Here is a 20,216-nt window from a genome sequence, read left to right as displayed (position 1 = left end):
AACAAATCTGGAACAAACCAGCCCCATGGCACTCACTACCATCTCCGTCCGCGGCGCACGCGAGCATAATCTCAAGAGCGTGGACGTCGACATTCCGCGCGACACGCTGACGGTGATCACCGGCCTGTCGGGCTCGGGCAAGTCCAGCCTCGCCTTCGACACCATCTATGCCGAGGGCCAGCGCCGCTATGTCGAGTCGCTCTCGGCCTATGCGCGCCAGTTCCTCGAGCTGATGCAGAAGCCCGATGTCGATCATATCGAGGGCCTGTCGCCGGCGATCTCGATCGAGCAGAAGACGACGTCGCGCAATCCGCGCTCGACGGTCGCCACGGTCACCGAGATCTACGACTATATGCGCCTGCTCTGGGCGCGCGTCGGCATTCCCTATTCGCCCGCCACCGGCCTGCCGATCAGCGCGCAGACCGTGTCGCAGATGGTCGACCGCGTCCTCGCGCTTCCCGAAGGCACCCGCCTGCTCCTCCTCGCCCCCGTCGTGCGCGGCCGCAAGGGCGAGTATAAGAAGGAGCTCGCCGAATGGCAGCGCGCCGGCTTCCAGCGCGTCCGCATCGACGGCGAGACCTATCTGATCGAGGACGCCCCGGCGCTCGACAAGAAGTACAAGCATGACATCGAAGTCGTGGTCGACCGCCTCGTCGTCGGCGGCGACATCGCCACGCGCCTCGCCGAGTCCTTCGAAACCGCGCTCAAGCTCGCCGAGGGCCTGGCCTATATCGACCTGGTCGATACCACGGTGGCGGAGCTCGCTGGCAACCGCGTCCAGGAAGCCCGCGCCGAGTTCACCGTGGACGGCGGCGCGATGAAGGGTGCCGGCATCGCCGCCAACCGCATCGTCTTCTCCGAGAAGTTCGCCTGCCCCGTCTCCGGCTTCACCATCCAGGAGATCGAGCCGCGCCTCTTCTCGTTCAACGCCCCCCAGGGCGCCTGCCCGACCTGTGACGGCCTTGGCGAGAAGCTGGTGTTCGACGAGGATCTCGTCGTCCCCAATCACGATTTGACGATCAAGAAGGGCGCGATCGTGCCCTGGGCCAAGTCGAACCCGCCCTCACCTTATTACATGCAGGTGCTCGGCTCGCTCGCCCGCGAGTTCGGCTTCAGCCTCGACACGCCGTGGCGCGACCTGCCCGGCGAGGTCCAGCTGATCATCCTCCACGGCACCGGCGGCAAGCCCGTCACCCTCACCTTTGTCGACGGCCGCAAGTCCTACGACGTGAAGAAGCCGTTCGAGGGCGTGATCGGCAACCTCAACCGCCGCATGCTGCAGACCGAATCCGCCTGGATGCGCGAGGAGCTGTCGAAGTACCAGGCCTCGCACCCCTGCGAAGTCTGCCACGGCGCCCGCCTCAAGCCCGAGGCGCTGGCGGTCAAGGTCGCGATGCGCGACATCTCGAGCGTCACCCGCCTCTCGGTGGTCGACGCGCTCACCTGGTTCGCCACCCTCCCCGACCAGCTCACTCCGCAGAGCAAGGAAATCGCCCGCGCGATCCTCAAGGAGATCGACGAGCGGCTCGGCTTCCTCAACAATGTCGGCCTCGACTATCTCAACTTGGATCGCACCTCGGGCACGCTCTCGGGCGGCGAGAGCCAGCGCATCCGCCTCGCCAGCCAGATCGGCTCGGGCCTGTCGGGCGTGCTCTACGTCCTCGACGAGCCGAGCATCGGCCTCCACCAGCGCGACAACGACATGCTGCTCGCCACGCTCCGGCGGCTGCGCGACCTCGGCAACACCGTGATCGTCGTCGAGCATGACGAGGACGCGATCCGCACCGCCGACTATATCCTCGACATGGGCCCCGGCGCCGGCGTCCATGGCGGCGAAGTCGTCGCGCGCGGCAGCCTTAAGGACGTGCTGAACACCCCCGGCAGCATCACCGCCGACTATCTCTCCGGCCGCCGCGAAGTCCCCGTCCCGAAGAAGCGCCGCAAGGGCACCGGCAAGAAGCTGACCGTGGAAAACGCCACCGCCAACAACCTCACCGGCGTCACCGCGAGCATCGCGCTCGGCACCTTCACCTGCATCACCGGCGTCTCGGGCTCGGGCAAGTCGAGCTTCACGATCGACACGCTCTACGCCGCCGCCGCGCGCCAGCTCAACGGCGCCCGCGTCCTCGCCGGCAAGCATGACCGGATCACCGGCCTGCAATATCTCGACAAGGTGATCGACATCGACCAGTCGCCGATCGGCCGCACCCCGCGCTCGAACCCGGCCACTTACACCGGCGCCTTCACCAGCATCCGCGACTGGTTCGCCGGCCTGCCCGAGGCGCAGGCGCGCGGCTACAAGCCCGGCCGCTTCAGCTTCAACGTCAAGGGCGGCCGCTGCGAGGCGTGCCAGGGCGACGGCGTGCTCAAGATCGAGATGCACTTCCTCCCCGACGTCTACGTCACCTGCGATGTCTGCCACGGCGCCCGCTACAACCGTGAAACCTTGGAAGTGAAGTTCAAGGGCAAGAGCATCGCCGATGTGCTCGACATGACCGTCGAGGATGCCGTCGAGTTCTTCAAGGCGGTCCCGCCGATCCGCGACAAGATGGCGATGCTCGCCGAAGTCGGCCTCGGCTATGTCAAGGTCGGCCAGCAGGCGACCACGCTCAGCGGCGGCGAGGCGCAGCGCGTCAAGCTCGCCAAGGAACTCGCCCGCCGCGCGACCGGCCAGACGCTCTACATCCTCGACGAGCCCACCACCGGCCTCCATTTCGAGGACGTCCGCAAGCTATTGGAAGTGCTCCACGCGCTGGTCGAGCAGGGCAACACCGTGGTGGTGATCGAGCATAATCTCGACGTCATCAAGACCGCCGACTGGATCCTCGACCTCGGCCCCGAGGGCGGCGTCAAGGGCGGCGAGATCGTCGCCCAGGGCACGCCCGAGGACGTGATCAAGGAACCGCGCAGCTTCACCGGCAAATATCTCGCGCCCTTGCTCAAGCCCGCCAGGGTGCGCGAGACCGAAGCGGCGGAGTAACCCACTCCCTCTCCCCTCCGGGGGAGAGGGCCGGGGAGAGGGGCAGTGCCGCAATGACCGAGCCCATCGAAAACCCCGACGACCCCGCGCACCTCGCCCGTCTCGAGGCCGAGACCGAAGCCGCCGCCCGGGCCGAGAACGACGCGCTGCTGCTCGGCATGTCGCCCTGGCTTATGATCGGCGGCTGCCTGGTGCTGGCGGTGATGAGCCCGCTGCTCATGATCTGGCTGGGCGCCCTCCCCTTCGGCACCACCAACGGCGTCACCGGCTGGCTCTGGGTCAGCTTCCCGCTGCTGGTCTATGCCGGCCTCGTCTTCCGCCGCGCCCGCTTCAAAATGCCGAACGGGCAGGTGTACCAGGGCTGGAAGGTCCGCGCCGCCGCAGTGCTGGCGGTGCTGGTGTCGCTCGCGATCTTCCTGCTGCGCTGGTTCGCGCCCTAGGCCCCGCGATACCCCAGCCCAGAATAAAGGCGCCACCGGGCGAGCCCGACAGCGCCTCCATTCTCGATCCGGCTCTGCTCAGTTGGGCGAAGCGCCCGCCGCCGGCTTCTCCGCCACGGCCGGCGTCAGCACGGCCGGCGCCGAGGCCGCCGCGGGTGCCGAAACCGCCAGCGGCGCCTGCGACACGTTGATCGACAGCGGCACGTCCTCGTCGGTGAACGCCTTGACCTGCGCGCCGATCGGCACGCGCGCGCTCGTCCCGGTCATGAAGAAGCCCGCCGGCAGGAACACCACCGCCGAGACCGCCGCCGCGCCAACGCCGCCCGCGACACCCTTGTCGTCGAACGTGCCGGTCAGGCGGATCTGGCGGCCATTCACTGTTACATAGAGGATATGCGCGCTGAGATGGCCCGACTTGCCCCACATGCCCTTGTTGCGCACGTCGGTGACTTCGCCCACCGCCGGGCTGCCCGCCGGGATCACGACGACGCCGTTGAGCATCACCGGCTCATAGGTCTCGAGATGAAAGCGCTGGCCGACGCGCAGCTTCTTGCCCTTGGTGGTCAGTTCCTCGGTCAGCTTGAGCGGCACCGCGGTGCCGACGCGAAGAACAGAGGTCTCCGCAGTAATGCCCGGAACCGGCGCAACGACCGAAGCCGTCTGTGCCGCGTCCTGCGCATAGGCCACCGGCGCGAACATCCACAATGCGCCGACTACGGCGCAACCCATCGATTTCATGGCAATCCCCCCTTTACGCCCAGCCCCCCTGGGTCGCTCCGGCAAAAATGACAGGCCGGTTAAGCATGTCAAGGAGTCGCGGATGGCTGCAATGTTGTGCGGGTATTGGGGCGCGTCGTAGCTTCGTCACGGAGAATTGGTTTGTACGAGAGCCAGGATTCACATGTGCAAGCTGATTACCCGCAGGCTGACGCGCTCTTGGTACGAATGGGAGCCGGATGATCGAGCATAATCTCGACGTCATCAAGACTGCCGACTGGATCCTCGATCTGGGCCCGAGGGCGGCGTCAAGGCGGCGAGATCGTCGTCCAGGCACCCCGGAGGATGTGGTGAAGGAACCGCGGAGCTTTACGGGGAAGTATCTCGCGCCGTTGCTAGGGAAGGGCGGAGCGAGGGAGACTGTAGCGGCGGAGTGAGGCCCTCTCCCGGCTTGCGGGAGAGGAGCGCATGCAGCGCAATATAAAATCAATGCATCTTCGTCCCTGATGCTACTAGCACGGCCCGAGCTATAAATTGCATGAGATCGATGTCATGCGCTAGTGACTGCTCCTCTTTGCTATAAGGGAGTAGTATTCCAAGCTCATCCTTACCATCTTCCTTGGTATGCACAACCCTGCACCGAATTCCATATAGCCTTTCTGCGGCTACAATCCTTAGATCTTGACCAACAGCATCCGTGACAATGTTAATGTCATGTATTTTTTTACAATCTTTTTTATAGAAGGTCTTTTTCTCATCTGAAGATTCTATGAATTGCCTTATCGCATCCGACGTCAAACATTCGTTCATAACCGCCTTAAGCTGACTTCTCTCGTCAAGAAATCCACCAGATCGATTGATAGACAATGCGTTAACCAACCTTCCTATATCGGAATCTCGCTCCGGGCGAAAAGAAGGGTCATTGAGCACCAATTTTAGACGACGATTGACCTCTACTTTTGAATAAACAGGATAGAAATATTCAACCACCTGATAGAAAGCCAAAAACTGTAGGAGTGGCATAGCCGAAGCGGCCCTTCCATACCAATATAGAGAACTCGGAGCCTCATCATATTCGTGCTTAGGATATTCCACTTGACTCAGAATAACGGGGCGCCTCCGAAATGCCCTCCTCCCGATTGTAACAACGTCTCTTGATCTACTCAGAGCGATTGGCTGATTAAAGAGGAGGTCAATTTGAAAGAAAAGTGAATTAGATAACGTCTTTAGATGAGATATAATTTTATCGTGCCCCTGCAATCCCTCTATAGACATAGTCATGGTCAGTCGACGATATGTAGGGCGCGTGGCAAATACTCTATATTTCTGACTAGCAAAACCGATCCGAAAAGTGTGCTGTCCGTCATCGCTTTTCAAAATTAACTCAGGCGGATTGTCCTGATCGGGCTGCGAGCTTGGAAAAAAGTGCCGTGCAAGTGAGCTGGATGACAGATTGCCTACCGGCTCAAGCCCGACCTCCACGGTGCCAGCTTTATAATCACACAGGGCCTCCAATCCGTCTAGAAAACTTAGACCTTCTAGTTCTACGCTTAGGAAGTTTGACAAGTCCGCCGAATCGTTAAGCAATATACTTCTTTTATTCCTACCACACGGTAGAGAAATTATTAAATAACGACTGCCAAAATCTGGATCGGTAACGTCATCCGCATCAAGCTTGGCAGCCTTTGCAGCATCTAGAACCTTTGGCGCCAAGCTTTCGAACGCTTCTTTCTCTTGAAGTTCTTCCTGCTCCTCATCACCAAAATCTTCGCTCGTTTCATTAGTTACATCAGGCATATTTCCCCCCTTAGAGATTGAAATTTGCTCGGGTGGGAAAAAGAATCAATAAGAACAGTCGCGATAATGGAGTGGCCAGTCCGAGATCGGACAGTCTTTCCCTTCCACCCATTCAAGCTATATTCCCCCCATGGCAAAGCTCGCGCCCATCGTGTCCGAATTCGCTTCCACCGAGGAAGAGGCGGCGCATGATGCCTGGGTTCGCGCCAAGGTGGAGAAGGCGCTCGCCTCCACCGCGCCGCGCATCCCGCATGCGGAAGTGATGGCGGAGATGCAGGCGATCCTCGACCGGCACAAAGAACCCTGATGCTTCCGCTGGTCTGGCGCGATACCGCGCGCCAGGACATGCGCGACATCATCGGCTATGTCGCCGCGCACCGGCCTCCAGCCGCGCGACGCCTTGCCGAAGCGGTCCGTCACACCGCCGATCGACTACCTGCGCATCCCCATCTCCACCGCCCGGGCCGCGCTCCCGACACGCGCGAGGCGGTGATCCACCCCAACTACATCCTGATCTACCGCGTCACCGCAGACGCCATCGAGATCCTCGCGCTACTCCACGCCCGCCAGCTTTATCCCTAGCCCCGCCGCGGCAACGCTGCGTCGTCGGTCGGCGCTGGCAGCGCCACCGGCCGTGCGCGCCTCGTGCGCTTGCGGCTAGCTTCGCTACCCGCCTCACCGGCGCGCCCTTAGAACAAACCATAAACAAACCCCTTTCCTACAGCCCCCAATCCAGCATATCTGAACGGTCCTCAAACCAACCCGAGAGGACCAAGCAAATGTCGGTGCATCATCCGATCCCGCCCAATCCCTATCACCAGGGCGACGACCTCCTCCCCGAACTCGCGCCCGCCGATTTCCGCACGACGCCGTCGCAGCGCATCACCGGCTGGTCCGCGGAGAAGCAGGTCCTTTTCCTCCGCGCGTTGCTCGAGGGGCATTCGGTCGGCCAGGCGTGCCGGCTGGTCGGGCTGTCCAAGCAATCGGCCTATGCCTTTCGCCACTCGCCCAAGGGCACCGGCTTCTCGCTCGGCTGGGACGCGGCGGTGCTGCGCGCCCGCAACTTCCTTGCCGACGAGCTGATGGAGCGTGCGCTCCACGGCACTGTCGAGACGGTCACGCGCGACGATGGCAGCGCGGTCGAGCGCCACCGCTATGACAATCGCCTCGGCATGCAGCTGCTCAACCGGCTCGATCGCATGGCCGATCGCAATGCCAGGGAGACCACCCACGCCGCCGCGCGGCTGATCGCGCAGGATTTCGACGGCTGGCTCGAGCTGATCGCGCGCGAGGCCGGCCCCGCCCGCGCCGGGCTCTACCTTGCCCAGCATATCGAGCCCGCCGGCGAAGCGGATCTCGCCCCGTTGCGCGCGCTCGCCCGCGCCGACACATGGCTGCGCACCCATAGCGACCTTGCCGAGCCGCTCGCCGAGCTGGACCCCGCCGCCCGCGCGGACTGGTCGGGCGGCGACTGGAACCGTGCCGAGGCCGCCGGGCTGGTCGCGCTCGCCCCGGCGCCACCCGAGCCTCCCGTGCAGGCGAGTCAACGGAATCAACATTTTCAGGACCCCGACAATCCCGACGGCGACCCCGTCTGGTGGGACAGCGCGGCCGAGGACTGGCGCACCCGCTTTCCGCCGCCCGCCGGCTATGACGGCGAGGAGGACGGCGCCTATGGCGAGCCCGATTATTCGCGCGCACTGACGCTCGAGGAAGCCGAGACCGTCGAGGCGCCGATGCGCGCCGAGATCGCCGCGCGCCGCCTGGCCGAGGCGGCCGAGCGCGATGCCTGGTTCGCCCGCGAGGCGGCATCGGTGCCGGCGGCGGAAGGCGAATCCTCCCACCGTCATGCTGAACTTGTTTCAGCATCCAGCGCACCCCCGGTGATATCCTCTCGAGGCACGCTGGACCCTGAAACAAGTTCAGGGTGACGGGGAAGATTTGCCGTGATTATCCGCGAAGCTGTGCAGAGAAGAGCGCAAAATATTGCCGCGCCCTTGTAATACCGCAATTCGCGCCCATATCGCTTCCGCTACAGTCGCACATCGACGGTCTTCGGCGCTTTGCGGCCCCTTCTTCCTTCTTTCTGCCCCTTGCAGCGCGAGGTCCGCCCGCTCTTGGGCGCGCCGACAATTGAAGGAATAATCACATGAGCCACACCGGAACCGTCAAGTTCTTCGACGCCACCAAGGGCTTCGGCTTCATTTCGCCGGACGGCGGCAGCCAGGACCATTTCGTCCATATCAGCGCAGTCGAGCGCTCGGGCATGGGCACGCTGAGCCAGAATCAGCGCGTCAACTATGAGCTCGAGAACGACAAGCGCGGCCGCGCTTCGGCAGCGAACCTCTCGCCGGCCGAGTAAGCGAAAGCGAAAGGGCGGCCTCTGGCCGTCCGGCGGCGCCCCCAGGTCCCCCCTTACGGGGCGCCGCCATTCCCTTTCCATCCCTCCCCGGGAGAACAGACTTTGGCCAACCACCCCGATTATCGTGCCCAGGCCGCGAAATGCCGCGCCGAAGCCGATGCCGCCACGCTCGACAATGTCCGTGATCAGCGCCTCCGCGCCGAAGCGGCCTGGATCGAAATGGCGGTCCGCCAGGAACGCGTCGCCAGCTCGCGCATTGCACGCGAAGCGCCGGTCGCGATCCACTTACAAACTGAACAAGGAATTCCATGAACTTTTTTGACAAGATCCACGAAACACAGATTATTCGTACCCGCGGCAAGAAGCCCTTCCAGGCCTTCGTTCCGCTCCACCGCCGCCTCTTCCCCGTCGATCCCAGCCAGCGACAGCGCGCCATTGCCCGCGCCGCGGCGATCGAAGTTCTCGGGTAGAAGACCCGGCGCGGTTCCGGGGCCAGCCAGACAGCCTGGCCCCGCTTAACCCTCTTCCACAGCATCGCCCCGTTGCTTCCGTGTCGCACCAGCCTATGTTCCCATCCGGGGCGGGGCTGACCACCGATAAGGGGATGTCCATGAAGCGCTTGACGATGCTGCTGCCGCTGGTGCTGGCGGCCTGCAATTCCGGGCCGACGGTCACGGCGAAGAACGCCTCGGTCGAGGAAGTCTCGAACAAGGTCGCCGCGGCGCAAGGTGCCGGCAGTTTCATTTCGCCGGGCCATTGGGACGGCAAGGTCACCATCACCAACCTCAGCGCCCCCGGCATGGAAAAGATGCCGCCGGAATCGCTGAAGATGATGAAGGACAAGATGGCGGCGGGGCAGAGCTTCTCGAGCTGCGTCACTGCCGAGGACGTCAAGTCGCCCAAGGCCGGCATGTTCGGCGGCGACAAGAGCTGCCGCTATGAGCATTTCACCATGGCCGGCGGCACCATCGACGCCAAGCTGACCTGCGAGACTGCGGGCCAGAAGCGCGAGATGACGATCAAGGGCAGCTATTCCGGCGACGCCTATCACACCGAAGTCACCTCCGACGGCGGGGCGATGGGCACGATGTCGGCGAGCGTCGACGCCAAGCGCGCCGGCGAATGTACCGGCAAGGAGAAAAGCTGAGCTTAGCGGCGGCGGGGCGGCGGGAACGCTCGCCCCGCCCGCCCGTTCAGGCCGAAACCCCTGGAACCAGAGGAATTTCGATGGCCACCACCCGCAAGACCGGCACAACGACCCGCAAGCCCGCCGCCAAGCCGGCAGCAGCCCGCAAGCCCGCGGCCCGCAAGGCGCCCGCCAAGCCCAGGGCAAAGGCAAGCGCAGCACCCGCTCCGGCCCGCACTGCCCATTCGGCAAGCATGGCCTCGCTTGGCGCGCTCGCCGTGGCGGCGCTGGGTGCCGTGGCATTTGGTGCGTGGCGGCTGCTCCGCCGTCCGGCCGAGGGCGTCGAGCCTACCGACCTGATGGGCGACGAGCACCCCGACGGCTCGGAGCGTGCCATCCCGGCCTTCCGTCCCGATCCCACCGCCCCGGTGCCGGCATCCGAGCGCGAGCAGTTCCGCCCCGCCCTGGCCCAGCTCGGCAACACCGTTTCGTGATGCAGGCGAAACCTTTCCGCCACGCTGCGCATTCCCCCGGGCAGAGTGGGTTCACGGAGAGAAAACCATGCGTATCCTGATCCTTGGCGCAGTCGCGGCGGTCTCGACCCTCGCCGGCTGCACCGACTATAACAGCGGCCCGCGCAGCTACGGCTATTCCAGCTACGACTATAACCGCCCCGATCCGTCGTACGGCGGCTATTATGCCGATCGCTATTACCGTGAGGGCGCCAACTACCGCGAGCACCGGCTGAGCCGGAACGACCGGGTCTATCGGGGCCAGGACGGCCGCTATTATTGCCGCCGCTCGGACGGCACCACCGGCCTGGTCGTCGGCGGCATCGCCGGCGGCGTGCTCGGCAACATCATCGCCCCGGGCGGCTCGGAGCTGCTCGGCACCGTGCTCGGTGCGGCGGCCGGTGCCGCGGTCGGCTCGTCGGTCGACAAGAACAGCAGCGACGCCCGTTGCCGCTAAGCGTTCACCCTAAAGGGTAACCTTCCGGCCGGGCCTCCGGTCGCCTAGATCAGGGGCCCGGCCATGAGGGAGACTCGACGATGACGACGCGTACCGCAACTGCCCGCTACGACGGCTTCGGCAAGGAAGGCAAAGGGCATATCAGCACCCAGTCGGGCGTGATGACCGACCAGTTCTACGGCTTCAACACGCGCTTTGGGGATGAACCCGGTACCAACCCCGAAGAGCTGATCGCCGCTGCCCATGCCGGCTGCTTCACCATGGCGATGAGTTTCGCCCTGGCCCGAGCCGGCTTCAGCGACGGCAGCCTGGAAACCAGCGCCGCGGTGAAGCTCGAGCAGGATGGCGACGGCTTCAGCATCACCCGCTCGGACCTGACGCTCAAGGCGAGCGTGCCCGGCCTGGCCCAGGAGCAGTTCGAGGCGCTGGCCGCCGGCGCCCATGCCAATTGCCCGGTCTCCAAGCTGCTCAAGGCCGAAAGCAAGCTCGACGCGACCTTGCTCTGAACCGGATCCGGTTCGGCTTGTAATGTAGGATTTTGCCTGCTTTGCCAGTGGTATGGCGGAGCTAGTTTCCGATGCGAGACCATCAATGCTGATCCCCGGCGAAGGCCGGGGCCCAGTATCGGCGCACCCGCAAATGCGCAGCCACCTCTCGAACGACATTGCAACGGGGCCCCGGCCTTCGCCGGGGAACCGGTCGCGAACCACCCCAAGACGCAAAAGGGGCCCGGCATTGCTGCCAGGCCCCGTGTCGCCGGACTGCTGCCGTGGACCCGGACGGATCATCGGCATGGTTTCGGCGGCTCCTCGGCCCGCGCCGGCAAGGGCATGCGAACCTTGGGTCGGTCGTCGAGGCTGGCCGTTGTCCGCTCATCCCGAAGGAGAGCTGCGGTTACCAGCCTCGGCGGCCCGCTTCGTCCTCCCGGCCGGGGGCCGGAACTCGGAAGCCTTGCTGGACGCGATCTTCTCCGTCCGATCCCTTCAACACTCTCCGCTCCGCTTGCGCTTCGCATCGAGCCATCCGGTTTCTCCGGCGGGCCGTTCCTTCGTTCAAGGTCCCGAGCGCTTGCGCACCGTTTCCGCGAACCAGGGTTCCGTCCCCTTTCCGTCTCTTCCTTCCACGTCCGGCGGCGCTTGCGCACCCCCTTCGGTCCGAGCTTCGAGCAACGCTTGCGCGCTACCGTCGGCTTCCGCTTCAGGCCACGTTTGCACGCCGCCTTCCACTTCAGTTTCGCACGTCGCTTGCGCGCCGCGCTCCACTCTCGCTTCGCGCCACACTTGCGTGCCGCGCTCCGCATCCGGTCGAGCCGTGCCCTGGTGTCCCTCGAAACGTCAGCAGCGCGTGGGCGGCACTTCCATTTCGCAACTTCCGGGGCTTCGCATCCCCGAACCTTCTCCGACTGCGGTTTCCCGAAGGCACCTGCGTCGTTTCCGGTCCGTGTAAGCCTCTGATCTTCCTTTGGTTTCCCGCCGTTGGACCGTTCCGCTTACAGTTATGAAGGTGTCATCGAACCCGAGTCGTGCAAAGGGCGAAATGCGTCTGCAAACCTGTGAAGACTGTGGATAACGTGGAGAACTAGGCAATATTATTGCGTGGAGCCCAGTTGGGAGGTGCCAATTCGAACCCGGCGAAATCGAAGCCCGGAACGACGAGGCAGCTCACCAGCGCCCATCCGTGCGGCGCTTCGGTCGCCTGCCAGCGATTCGCCGGGACCAGGCACTGGGGCGCATAGCCGGCGACCACATCGCCGCCAAGCCGGATGATCGCCGGATCGCTGCCCGCCGCATCGGCGATGTGCACCTCGATTGGGCTGCCGGCATGCCACAGCCACCATTCGTCAGCGTCGACCCGGTGCCAGTGCGAGCGCTGGCCCGTCTCGAGCAGGAAGTAGATCGCGGTGCCCAATGCCCGCCCGTCGCCACCCGGCGCCGCGCGCCAGGTCTCGCGGTACCAGCCGCCCTCGGGATGCGGAGCAAGCCCCAGCTGCGCGATGATCGCCTGCGCTTCGTCCACTGCCTTACCTCCGCTGAACGGAACGTAGTTTCCCGTTCATGCAACCTGATCAAGATCAAGAACGTTACGTCCCCGGTTCGCCTGTAGAATATCGAGGAGTGAGAGATGCGTAAGTTTATTCTGGCGCTTGGCGCCCTGGCCGTCGCGGTGCCCGCCGCGAGCGTGGTTCCGGTCGCCGTGAACGCTGCCCCCATCGCCAAGGCCGGCGTTGGCGTCGAGAGCCCGGCGCAGCAGCGCTACCGCAAGCGCTATGCCTATCGCGAGTGGCGCGGGCGTGACGGCCGCAGCTATTGCCGCAAGCCCGATGGCACCACCGGCCTAGTCGTCGGCGGCGTTGCCGGCGCGCTGGTTGGTCGCACGATCGACACGCGCGGTGACCGTACGGTCGGCACGCTGCTCGGCGCCGCTGCCGGTGCCGTCGCCGGTCGCGAGATCGAGCGCAGCGGCAAGAAGAGCTGCCGCTAAGCCCTGAGACCATCGCGGCCCGCCCGGCAGAACGCGCCGGGCGGGCCGCTTTGCGTCCGCGCGCGGAGATTTAACCCTTCGGCGCTATAAGCCCGCTTAATGCTCCGCGTGCTCATCCTGTCGACGCTGTTCCCCGACGCCTCGCGCCCCAATTTCGGCATCTTCGTCGAGCGCCAGACGCTGTCGCTGGCCGAGCGCGACGATGTGGAGGTGCGCGTCGTCGCTCCGCGCGGCCTGCCACCCTTCCCGCTGTCGCTGCACCCCCGCTATGCGCCCCTCACCGCGCTGCCGTCGCGCGAAGAGTGGAAGGGCCTGACCGTCCACCGCCCACGCTTCCTCAACCTGCCCGGCACCGGCGGCCGCTTCCATGCCCAGGCCATCGCCGCCGCCGCCGCGCCGCTGCTCAAGGAGATCCGCAAGGACTTCCCCTTCGACGTGATCTCCGCCGAGTTCTTCTTCCCCGATGGCCCCGCCGCGGTGCTGCTGGGCAAGCGTCTTGGCGTGCCCATCTCGATCAAGGCGCGAGGCTCCGACGTCCATGACTGGGGCCGGCGCGAGCCCACCGCCAGCCAGGTGATCGCCGCCGGCCAGACTGCGGACGGCGTGCTGGCAGTGAGCGAGGCATTGCGCGACGACATGATCGCGATGGGCATGCCCGGCGAGAAGATCGAGACGATCACCACCGGCGTCGACCTCACCCGCTTCGCACCGCGCGACCGCGCTGCCGCCAAGGCGGAGTTCGGCATCACGGGCCCGCTGGTCCTCTCGGTCGGCGCGCTGATCCCCTTGAAGGGGCATGACATCATCATCGACGCGGTCAGCACCCTGCCTGGCGTCACGCTGTGGATCGCCGGCGAAGGCGCAGACCGCAAGCGCCTCGAAGCGCAGATCGAGCGCCTGGGACTTGGCGACCGGGTCAAGCTGCTAGGCTCGGTCCCGCCCGACCGCGTCGCCGCCGCGCTTGCCGCAGCCGATGCGATGGCGCTTGCCTCGGAACGCGAGGGGCTGGCCAACGCCTGGCTCGAGTCGATCGCCAGCGGCACGCCGGTGGTGATCCCCGATGTCGGCGGCGCCCGCCAGGTTGTGACTGCGCCCGCTGCGGGCCGCATCGTCGCACGCACCCCTGCCGCATTCGCCGAGGCGCTGGCCGGGCTGATCGCCAATCCCCCCGTTCCGGCCGACACCCGCGCCATCGCCGCCCCTTTCACCTGGGCGGCCAATAGCGCGCGCTATCGCGGCTTCCTCCAGCGCCTGGTCGATCGCCGCCAGGCCCTCTGAGGGAACCGCCGCCTCCTCCCCGCCGTTCGTGTCGGGGGCGTGACGGAGTGAAGCGATGGATCCCTTTAGCAATCTGCCCGAGCCGCGCGCCGATGCGCCGCCTCTGGTCTATTACATCCTGCCGCAGGAAGAGCCGCCGATCGGCCCCGGCGACCTGGAAATCGAATTCGAGTTCGAACTCGATTCGGACGAAGAGGATGAATGATCCATTTCCGCGTTGACTAGCCCGCCTTGCTCCCTGACATTCGTGACAGTGCAGTTACTATGGGCGGAGACCAGGTGATGGCGGGCAAGAAAGACAAGAAGTCGGGCGAAGCGAAGACCGAGAAGAAGGGCTTTCTTCCCAAGAGCATCGCCGGGATGAAGCTGCCCAAGGAGCTGCGCAAGCAGCTTGATGCGCTCGCCAAGCATCCGGTGGTGAACGACCTGCTGGCCGCGGGTCTTGTAGCGCTCGCAGCCCGGCTCAAGCCCAGCGACAAGGCCGCGGAGGCGGCCCCCGCGCCGTCTGCCACGCCCGCGACCGCCGCCAAACCGGTGGTGAAGCGCGCGCGCAAGCCTGCAGCCGCGAAACCAGCGGCCAAGGCCCCGGCCAAGACCGAAGCGAAGCCGGCTGCGAAGCCCGCCGCCAAGGCGCCTGCCAAGACCGCGACAAAACCCGCCGCGAAGCCGGCAGCGGCCAAGGCTCCCGCCAAGCCTGCCGCCGCGAAGCCTGCAGCAAAGGCGCCCGCCAAGGCTGCCGCAACCGCCAAGCCGGGCACCAGCGAAACCGCCGCGCCAAAGCCCACTCCCAAACCGCGCAAGCCGGCCGCGGCCAAGGCGCCGGCCGCCAAGCCGCGCGCTACCACGCGCCGCACCAAGGCCACACCGCCCGCGACGACGCGCTGATCCTCTGCTAGGCGCGGCGCCGAATCGATTTGGGGGGGCAGTTGAATGAGGCCGAAGGACACGCACGCCGATAGCCCGGCGCACGGGCTGGAGCGCATGGCGTTCTTCTCCGACGCCGTGTTCGCGATCGCGATTACCCTGCTGGTGATCGAGATCCATGTCCCGCACCTCACCGCGCCCTACACCGACACGGCATTCCTAGAGGCGCTGAATGCGCTGATCCCCAATTTCATCGGCTTCTTCGTTTCGTTCTTCGTGATCGGCGCCATCTGGGCCGGGCACCACCGCGCGTTCGATTGTGCGCGCCACTGGAGCCCAACGCTGTTCGCGCCCAATCTGCTGCTGCTCAGCGCCATCGCGGCGATGCCGTTCTTCACGGCCTTCTCGTCGGAATATTACGGCCACCGCGTGCCCGCCGCATTCTACTGCGGCTGGATGGTGGTGATCGCGATCTGCAATATCCTGGTCCAGCGCATCCTCACCGCGCCGCCGGTGGTGGGCGAGCAAGTGACCGGCGAGCACCGCACGATGATCCGCCAGCGCGGTCTCGCCCTGCTGCTCGGTTCGCTCACCGCCTTCGTGACCAGCCTGTTTATCCCGTTCCTCGGCCAGATCGCGCTGATCACCATTCCCTTCTGGCGCCAGCTGCTGATCCGCCTCGCCCCGGCGCGCTAGTCTAGCGCGTCTTCGCCCAGGCCCGATATTGCCGCGCAGTCAGGTCGACCAGGTCGCCCTGCGCCAGGTTCATGTCGATCAGGTGCAGGCCCCAGTCCTTCAGGATGGCAGTGCCCACCTTCACATCGCCCGCGATCGTATCGGTGCGCGGATCGGCGGGGTCGGCGTTCACGCTCACCGCGAGATAGTTGAACCCGTCCTTGTTGACGCATTCCGCGGAGATCAGCCCCGGCACGCTGACGAACGGCGTCGTCACCGCCGCGCCGTCCTTGCTCCAGGCATCGGCCGGCCCCGGGACGAGCATGTTGCCGCCCGCGTTCAGATAGGCGTGCATCACGGCCTTGCCGCCGCCCAGCGCCGCCGGGTTGGTGCACCCCGCCTCGACGCCCGGCCGATCGCCCTTGGCGAAGCGCGTATTGGCCGGCGGCGGGGAATCGGCGCGGAAGCTGGCATAGGTGATAACGCAGCCCGCCTGATCGGCGCTGCGGCATAGCGGGATTGTCGGGAACACCCCGCCCACGTCCTTGCCGATCGGCACCGGGATCGTACTGCCGATCAGCATCGCCGAGACCAGCTGCTTCTGCGCCGGCTTGCCGTCGATCGCGGTCGCGACGAGGCGCGTCAGGATCAGCGAGCCCTGGCTGTGCCCGATCAGCACGACGCCGCGGCCCTTATTGTCATGGGCCATGTAGTCGTCCCACGCCGCCTTCACGTCCGCGAATGCCATGTCGCGGTCGATCTTGGGCGTGCCGCCGCCGATCACGCTGCGCAGCGCAGTAAGCGTCACCTGGCGATAGACCGGCGCGAACACCCGGCAATTCTTCGCGAAGCGCGCGGCCTGGAACTGGGCGACGCGCTTCTCCTCGTCGCCGGGGATCATGTCGCTATTCGGCGTCGTGTCGAGCGAGATGGTCGGATAGACGTAGAAACAGTCGAACTTGGGGTCGCTCGCCGCCTTGAACGGCTCGGCGCTGCGTTTGCCGCTGGCCGCGACCACGGTGGTCGACAAGTCCATGGTGCACGCATCCTGGCGGCCGGGCCGGCACAGCCAATTGGCGTCGTTGCGATAATCCGGCGTGTCGGACTGCGCGGCCATCGCCAGAGCAAGCGCGAGAATCATCATGCGAGCATCCTCCCTTTTGCCGGGAGCATACCCAATATTCGACTGTCGGAAAGCCGCTTAGTCGAGCGGGTACAGCGCGCCCGCAATCCAGCGCAGTTCGGCGCGCAGCACGCCCCAGGCGCGGGCCGCAGCGCGGCTGTCCATCGCCTCGATGCCAATGCCTCTGGCACCCAGCGCGCGGCTCAGCGCAGCCGAGGGGCGCACCAGGGTCGCGCCGGTGCCGAGCAGCAGGAACTCAGGCTTGGGGTCGAGCGCCAGCAGCGGCGCGAGATCGGCCTCGGTCAGCTCCGCGATCGGCGGCGGCGTCCAGCCATCGGCACGCTCGGGGGTGATCAACAGCCCCTCATACACGCCTTCGTCGACCCGGAAGCCGCGCCCGGAGAAGCCGGCAATCACCGGCCCCTCCGCGCTGGCGCGCTTCACTTCCATCAGCTCAGCCGATGCGCTCGGCGCCGGTCGCCGCCGAGGGCTTTTCCTCGCGCGGGCCGGGCTTGAGGCCGAGCGAGATCAGCAGCGACGACGAGACGTAGATCGACGAATAGGTGCCGACGACGATGCCGAGCATCATCGCCGCCGTGAAACCGCGCAGCACCGGGCCGCCGAAGATCAGCAGCGCGGCGAGCGCGAGCATGATCGTCAGCGAGGTCATCACGGTACGCGGCAGCGTCTCGTTGACCGACAGGTCGATAAGCTCGCTCATCCCCATCTTGCGGTACTTGCGCATATTCTCGCGGATACGGTCGTCGATCACCATCTTGTCGTTGATCGAATAGCCGATGATCGTCAGCACCGCGGCGACGATGTTCAGGTCGAACACCATCTGGGTGAGCGCGAAGAAGCCGATCGCCATGAGCACGTCGTGGATGATCGCGACCGCGGTCGAGACGCCAAACTGCCATTCGTAGCGGAACCACGAGAAGATCGCGATGCCGATGATCGCGAGGACCACCGCCAGCACGCCCTTGTTCACCAGCTCGCCCGAGACCTTGCCCGACACGGTGGAATAGGTGGTGAAATCCGCGTTGAACTTCGCCTTCAGCGCTGTCTTCACCGATTCCACCATCGCGTTGACCGCGTCCGGTGCGGCCGACTTGGGCACCGGCAGGCGGATCGTCACGCTGTTCTGGCCGCCGAGCTGCTGGAGCGCCGGCTCGCCGAAGCCGAGCTGGTGGACCGTCTCGCGGATCGTATCGAGATGCGCCTGGGGCGGGCTCGGGAACTTCTCCTCGATGGAGACGCCGCCGACAAAGTCGACGCCCATGTTGAGCCCGCGGACGCCGACCAGCGCGACGGCCGCGATGGTGAGCAGCATCGTGACCGCGAAGGCGATGTGGCGGACGCGAACGAACCCGATGTTCGTGTTGTCCGGGATGATCTTGAGGAGCCGCATGTGCGTCGCTTCCGATTAAATATGGATTTCGGTGGGCCGGTTGCGGCGCAACCAGATCGTGACGAGCATGCGAGTGAACACGACCGCGGTGAACACCGAGGTCGCGATACCGATCAGCAGCACGATCGCGAAGCCACGGATCGGGCCCGAGCCCAGGATCACCATGATCAGGCCGGCGATCGCGTGGGTCACGTTCGCTTCGAAGATCGTACGGCTGGCTTCCTTATAGCCCAGCTCGATCGCCTGCATCACGCTTCGTCCGCGCCGCCTCTCTTCCCGGATGCGTTCGTTGATCAGCACGTTGGCGTCCACCGCGGTGCCGATCGTCAGCACGAAGCCGGCGATGCCCGGCAGCGTCAGCGTCGCGTTCATCAGGCCCATCACCGCGAGGATGACCAGCACGTTGATGATCACTGCCAGCGTAGCGTACAGGCCGAAGCGGCCATAGGTGAGGATCATGAACGCGATCACCGCGACCACCGCGATGATCGACGCGGTGATACCCGCGCGGATCGAGTCGGCGCCGAGTTCCGGGCTGACGGTCGATTCCTGCACCACCTTCAAGTCCACCGGCAGCTTGCCCGATCGAAGCGCGATCGCGAGGTTGTTGGCGCTCTCCACGGTGAAGCCGCCCGAAATCGAGGCGCTGCCGCCGAGGATCGGCTCGTTGATGTTCGGTGCCGAGATCACGACACCGTCGATGATGATCGCGAACGGCTTGCCGCTATTTTCCTGCGTCACCTTGGCGAAGCGCTTGGCGCCGGCGCCGTTGAGCTGCAGCGTCACGTCCGGCAGACCCTGCTGGTTGTAGCTCTGCTTGGCATCGATCAGCATGTCGCCGGTGATCATCACCTGGCGCTGCACCGCGACCTTGCCACCGCCCTCGTGCGGCAGGACGATGTCCTCGGGCGGCGCCTGGCCTGCCTGCACGGCATTCTGGTCGGCATTGGCGTCAACCAGGCGGAATTCGAGTTTCGCCGTCTTGCCGACCAGCGCCTTGAGCGCAGTCGGGTCCTGCAGGCCGGGGACCTGCACGACGATGCGGTTGGCGCCTTCGCGGATCACGGTCGGCTCGACCGTGCCGAGCGCGTTGATGCGCGTCTCGATGATCTCGCGCGCGTCGTTCATCGCGGTTTCGATCGCTTCGTTGATGCCCGCCTCGGTGGGGGTCAGCACGAACTGCGACGAATTGACCACGGCGACGTCCCACTGGCGCTGGCCGGTGGTGCCCACGCCGGTGCCGGTGATCGCGAGCAGCTTCTCGCGCGCCGCATCGACCTTGGACGGGTCGCGCAGCATGAAGCTGACCTTGCCGCCCTGGATCGAGATATCGCCGATGTCGATCTTGGGGTCCTTGCGCATCTCGGCGCGGACCTGCTCCTGCATCTGCGTGAGCCTGGCCTGGCGCACGTCATCGGTGTCCGCCTCGAACAGCAGGAAGCTGCCGCCGGCAAGGTCCAGGCCCAGGTTGATCGCGGGCTTGGGCACCCAGCTCGGCCAATGGTCGCGCGCGCTCTTCGGGAAAAAGCTCGGGACCGACAGCGCGATCATGATCGCGATGCCGACGAGGATCGTGGTGATCTTCCAGCGGGGAAAGTCGAGCATCAGTCGTTCGCGGGCTTCGCGCCGCCGGCAGGCTTCACGCTGGTGAGCGTGGCCTTGATCGCGCGGACCTTGACGTTCGGGCCAAGCTCGAGCTCGACCTCATTCTCGTCGACCTTGGTGACCTTGCCGATCAGTCCGCCGCCGGTGACGACCTGGTCGCCCTTCTTGACCGCGTTGATCGAGCCCTGAAGCTCCTTCATCCGCTTTTGCTGCGGGCGGATCATCAGGAAATAAAAGGCAACGAAGATGAGGACGAGCGGCGCAAGACCGAGGATTCCGCCCATCGGGCTGGCCTGTGCCGCGCCTGCGGCCTGTGCATATGCTGGGGTGATGAACATGGGATCCTGGAATTAGCTGGGTAGCCGGCGCGAAGTCCGCTCCGTTCAAG

25 protein-coding genes and 1 pseudogene are annotated in these 20,216 nt (G+C 65.4%); 18 read left to right on the top strand and 8 right to left on the bottom strand.

Annotated features, from left to right (window positions below):
- Positions 1–25 precede the first annotated feature (25 nt).
- Together uvrA and HZY97_RS19055 are read left to right on the top strand one after the other, a co-directional pair.
- Positions 26–2,980: an excinuclease ABC subunit UvrA gene (uvrA, locus tag HZY97_RS19060; RefSeq protein WP_180147679.1), complete on the top strand. Its 2,955-nt coding sequence runs from the start codon at positions 26–28 to the stop codon at positions 2,978–2,980.
- A gap of 53 nt (positions 2,981–3,033) precedes the next feature.
- Positions 3,034–3,420, top strand: a complete 387-nt coding sequence (locus HZY97_RS19055; RefSeq protein ID WP_180147678.1) for a hypothetical protein — start codon at positions 3,034–3,036, stop codon at positions 3,418–3,420.
- 78 nt (positions 3,421–3,498) lie between these two features.
- Here the strand turns inward: HZY97_RS19055 and HZY97_RS19050 are convergent, their stop codons facing one another.
- On the bottom strand, positions 3,499–4,158 hold the full coding sequence (locus HZY97_RS19050) for a hypothetical protein (RefSeq protein WP_306670085.1): 660 nt from the start codon (positions 4,156–4,158) through the stop codon (positions 3,499–3,501).
- 206 nt (positions 4,159–4,364) lie between these two features.
- Here HZY97_RS19050 and HZY97_RS21145 point away from each other — a divergent pair.
- A pseudogene (locus HZY97_RS21145) lies at positions 4,365–4,574 on the top strand (hypothetical protein); the annotation flags it as partial.
- 49 nt (positions 4,575–4,623) lie between these two features.
- On the opposite strand, the gene HZY97_RS19045 reads toward HZY97_RS21145, so the two are convergent.
- Complete coding sequence (locus HZY97_RS19045; protein ID WP_180147677.1) at positions 4,624–5,934, bottom strand: hypothetical protein; 1,311 nt, start codon at positions 5,932–5,934, stop codon at positions 4,624–4,626.
- A gap of 130 nt (positions 5,935–6,064) precedes the next feature.
- On the opposite strand from HZY97_RS19045, the gene HZY97_RS19040 reads away from it, so the two are divergent.
- From HZY97_RS19040 to HZY97_RS18995, 10 genes are all read left to right on the top strand, one after another.
- Entirely contained in the window at positions 6,065–6,241 is a 177-nt protein-coding gene (locus HZY97_RS19040; RefSeq protein ID WP_180147676.1) for a stability determinant, read from the top strand.
- A complete protein-coding gene (locus HZY97_RS19035) occupies positions 6,241–6,516 on the top strand; it encodes a type II toxin-antitoxin system RelE/ParE family toxin (RefSeq protein WP_180147675.1) in 276 nt (91 codons plus the stop codon). Before HZY97_RS19040 ends, HZY97_RS19035 begins: the two co-directional genes overlap by 1 nt.
- Positions 6,517–6,713: 197 nt before the next feature.
- A complete protein-coding gene (locus tag HZY97_RS19030; protein WP_180147674.1) occupies positions 6,714–7,865 on the top strand; it encodes a hypothetical protein in 1,152 nt (383 codons plus the stop codon).
- A 218-nt stretch (positions 7,866–8,083) separates the two neighbouring features.
- The gene (locus HZY97_RS19025) at positions 8,084–8,296 is read left to right on the top strand and encodes a cold-shock protein (RefSeq protein WP_180147673.1); all 213 of its coding nucleotides are present in this window, start codon (positions 8,084–8,086) and stop codon (positions 8,294–8,296) included.
- Positions 8,297–8,398: 102 nt separating this feature from the next.
- A complete protein-coding gene (locus HZY97_RS19020; RefSeq protein ID WP_180147672.1) occupies positions 8,399–8,608 on the top strand; it encodes a hypothetical protein in 210 nt (69 codons plus the stop codon).
- Positions 8,605–8,766 carry a hypothetical protein gene (locus tag HZY97_RS19015; protein WP_180147671.1) on the top strand — a complete coding sequence of 54 codons (162 nt, stop codon included), beginning with the start codon at positions 8,605–8,607 and terminating at the stop codon, positions 8,764–8,766. The genes HZY97_RS19020 and HZY97_RS19015 overlap by 4 nt, the downstream gene beginning before the upstream one ends.
- Positions 8,767–8,906: 140 nt before the next feature.
- The gene (locus HZY97_RS19010; protein WP_180147670.1) at positions 8,907–9,443 is read left to right on the top strand and encodes a DUF3617 domain-containing protein; all 537 of its coding nucleotides are present in this window, start codon (positions 8,907–8,909) and stop codon (positions 9,441–9,443) included.
- An 80-nt stretch (positions 9,444–9,523) separates the two neighbouring features.
- On the top strand, positions 9,524–9,916 hold the full coding sequence (locus HZY97_RS19005; RefSeq protein WP_180147669.1) for a hypothetical protein: 393 nt from the start codon (positions 9,524–9,526) through the stop codon (positions 9,914–9,916).
- A 67-nt stretch (positions 9,917–9,983) separates the two neighbouring features.
- Entirely contained in the window at positions 9,984–10,391 is a 408-nt protein-coding gene (locus HZY97_RS19000; RefSeq protein WP_180147668.1) for a glycine zipper 2TM domain-containing protein, read from the top strand.
- Between the two features lie 80 nt (positions 10,392–10,471).
- On the top strand, positions 10,472–10,897 hold the full coding sequence (locus HZY97_RS18995; RefSeq protein ID WP_180147667.1) for an OsmC family protein: 426 nt from the start codon (positions 10,472–10,474) through the stop codon (positions 10,895–10,897).
- A gap of 1,072 nt (positions 10,898–11,969) precedes the next feature.
- Here HZY97_RS18995 and HZY97_RS18990 read toward each other — a convergent pair.
- Positions 11,970–12,407 carry a cupin domain-containing protein gene (locus HZY97_RS18990; protein WP_180147666.1) on the bottom strand — a complete coding sequence of 146 codons (438 nt, stop codon included), beginning with the start codon at positions 12,405–12,407 and terminating at the stop codon, positions 11,970–11,972.
- A gap of 105 nt (positions 12,408–12,512) precedes the next feature.
- Here HZY97_RS18990 and HZY97_RS18985 point away from each other — a divergent pair, with 105 nt between their 5' ends.
- From HZY97_RS18985 to HZY97_RS18965, 5 genes are all read left to right on the top strand, one after another.
- Complete coding sequence (locus tag HZY97_RS18985; RefSeq protein ID WP_180147665.1) at positions 12,513–12,872, top strand: glycine zipper 2TM domain-containing protein; 360 nt, start codon at positions 12,513–12,515, stop codon at positions 12,870–12,872.
- A gap of 99 nt (positions 12,873–12,971) precedes the next feature.
- A complete protein-coding gene (locus HZY97_RS18980) occupies positions 12,972–14,150 on the top strand; it encodes a glycosyltransferase (protein WP_180147664.1) in 1,179 nt (392 codons plus the stop codon).
- A 55-nt stretch (positions 14,151–14,205) separates the two neighbouring features.
- Positions 14,206–14,355, top strand: a complete 150-nt coding sequence (locus tag HZY97_RS18975) for a hypothetical protein (RefSeq protein WP_180147663.1) — start codon at positions 14,206–14,208, stop codon at positions 14,353–14,355.
- A 77-nt stretch (positions 14,356–14,432) separates the two neighbouring features.
- Positions 14,433–15,035 (top strand): hypothetical protein, encoded by a 603-nt coding sequence (locus tag HZY97_RS18970; RefSeq protein ID WP_180147662.1) that lies wholly within the window; start codon positions 14,433–14,435, stop codon positions 15,033–15,035.
- Between the two features lie 45 nt (positions 15,036–15,080).
- Entirely contained in the window at positions 15,081–15,710 is a 630-nt protein-coding gene (locus tag HZY97_RS18965; RefSeq protein WP_180147661.1) for a TMEM175 family protein, read from the top strand.
- Position 15,711: 1 nt separating this feature from the next.
- Here the strand turns inward: HZY97_RS18965 and HZY97_RS18960 are convergent, their stop codons facing one another.
- From HZY97_RS18960 to yajC, 5 genes are read right to left on the bottom strand one after another with little or no spacing between them, the layout of a single operon-like run.
- Complete coding sequence (locus HZY97_RS18960) at positions 15,712–16,833, bottom strand: DUF3089 domain-containing protein (RefSeq protein ID WP_180147660.1); 1,122 nt, start codon at positions 16,831–16,833, stop codon at positions 15,712–15,714.
- Between the two features lie 57 nt (positions 16,834–16,890).
- Positions 16,891–17,262 carry an Mth938-like domain-containing protein gene (locus HZY97_RS18955; protein WP_180147659.1) on the bottom strand — a complete coding sequence of 124 codons (372 nt, stop codon included), beginning with the start codon at positions 17,260–17,262 and terminating at the stop codon, positions 16,891–16,893.
- A gap of 4 nt (positions 17,263–17,266) precedes the next feature.
- Positions 17,267–18,223, bottom strand: a complete 957-nt coding sequence (gene secF / locus HZY97_RS18950; protein ID WP_180147658.1) for a protein translocase subunit SecF — start codon at positions 18,221–18,223, stop codon at positions 17,267–17,269.
- 15 nt (positions 18,224–18,238) lie between these two features.
- Positions 18,239–19,828: a protein translocase subunit SecD gene (secD, locus tag HZY97_RS18945; protein WP_180147657.1), complete on the bottom strand. Its 1,590-nt coding sequence runs from the start codon at positions 19,826–19,828 to the stop codon at positions 18,239–18,241.
- Positions 19,828–20,166: a preprotein translocase subunit YajC gene (yajC, locus tag HZY97_RS18940; protein WP_180147656.1), complete on the bottom strand. Its 339-nt coding sequence runs from the start codon at positions 20,164–20,166 to the stop codon at positions 19,828–19,830. The genes secD and yajC overlap by 1 nt, the downstream gene beginning before the upstream one ends.
- Between the last annotated feature and the right edge of the window lie 50 nt (positions 20,167–20,216).

It is taken from the genome of Sphingomonas sp. R-74633 (assembly GCF_013416555.1).
Classification (GTDB): Bacteria; Pseudomonadota; Alphaproteobacteria; order Sphingomonadales; family Sphingomonadaceae; genus Sphingomonas.
Note: the sequence above shows the minus strand (reverse complement) of the source record. Positions and strands in the feature narration are given on the sequence as shown.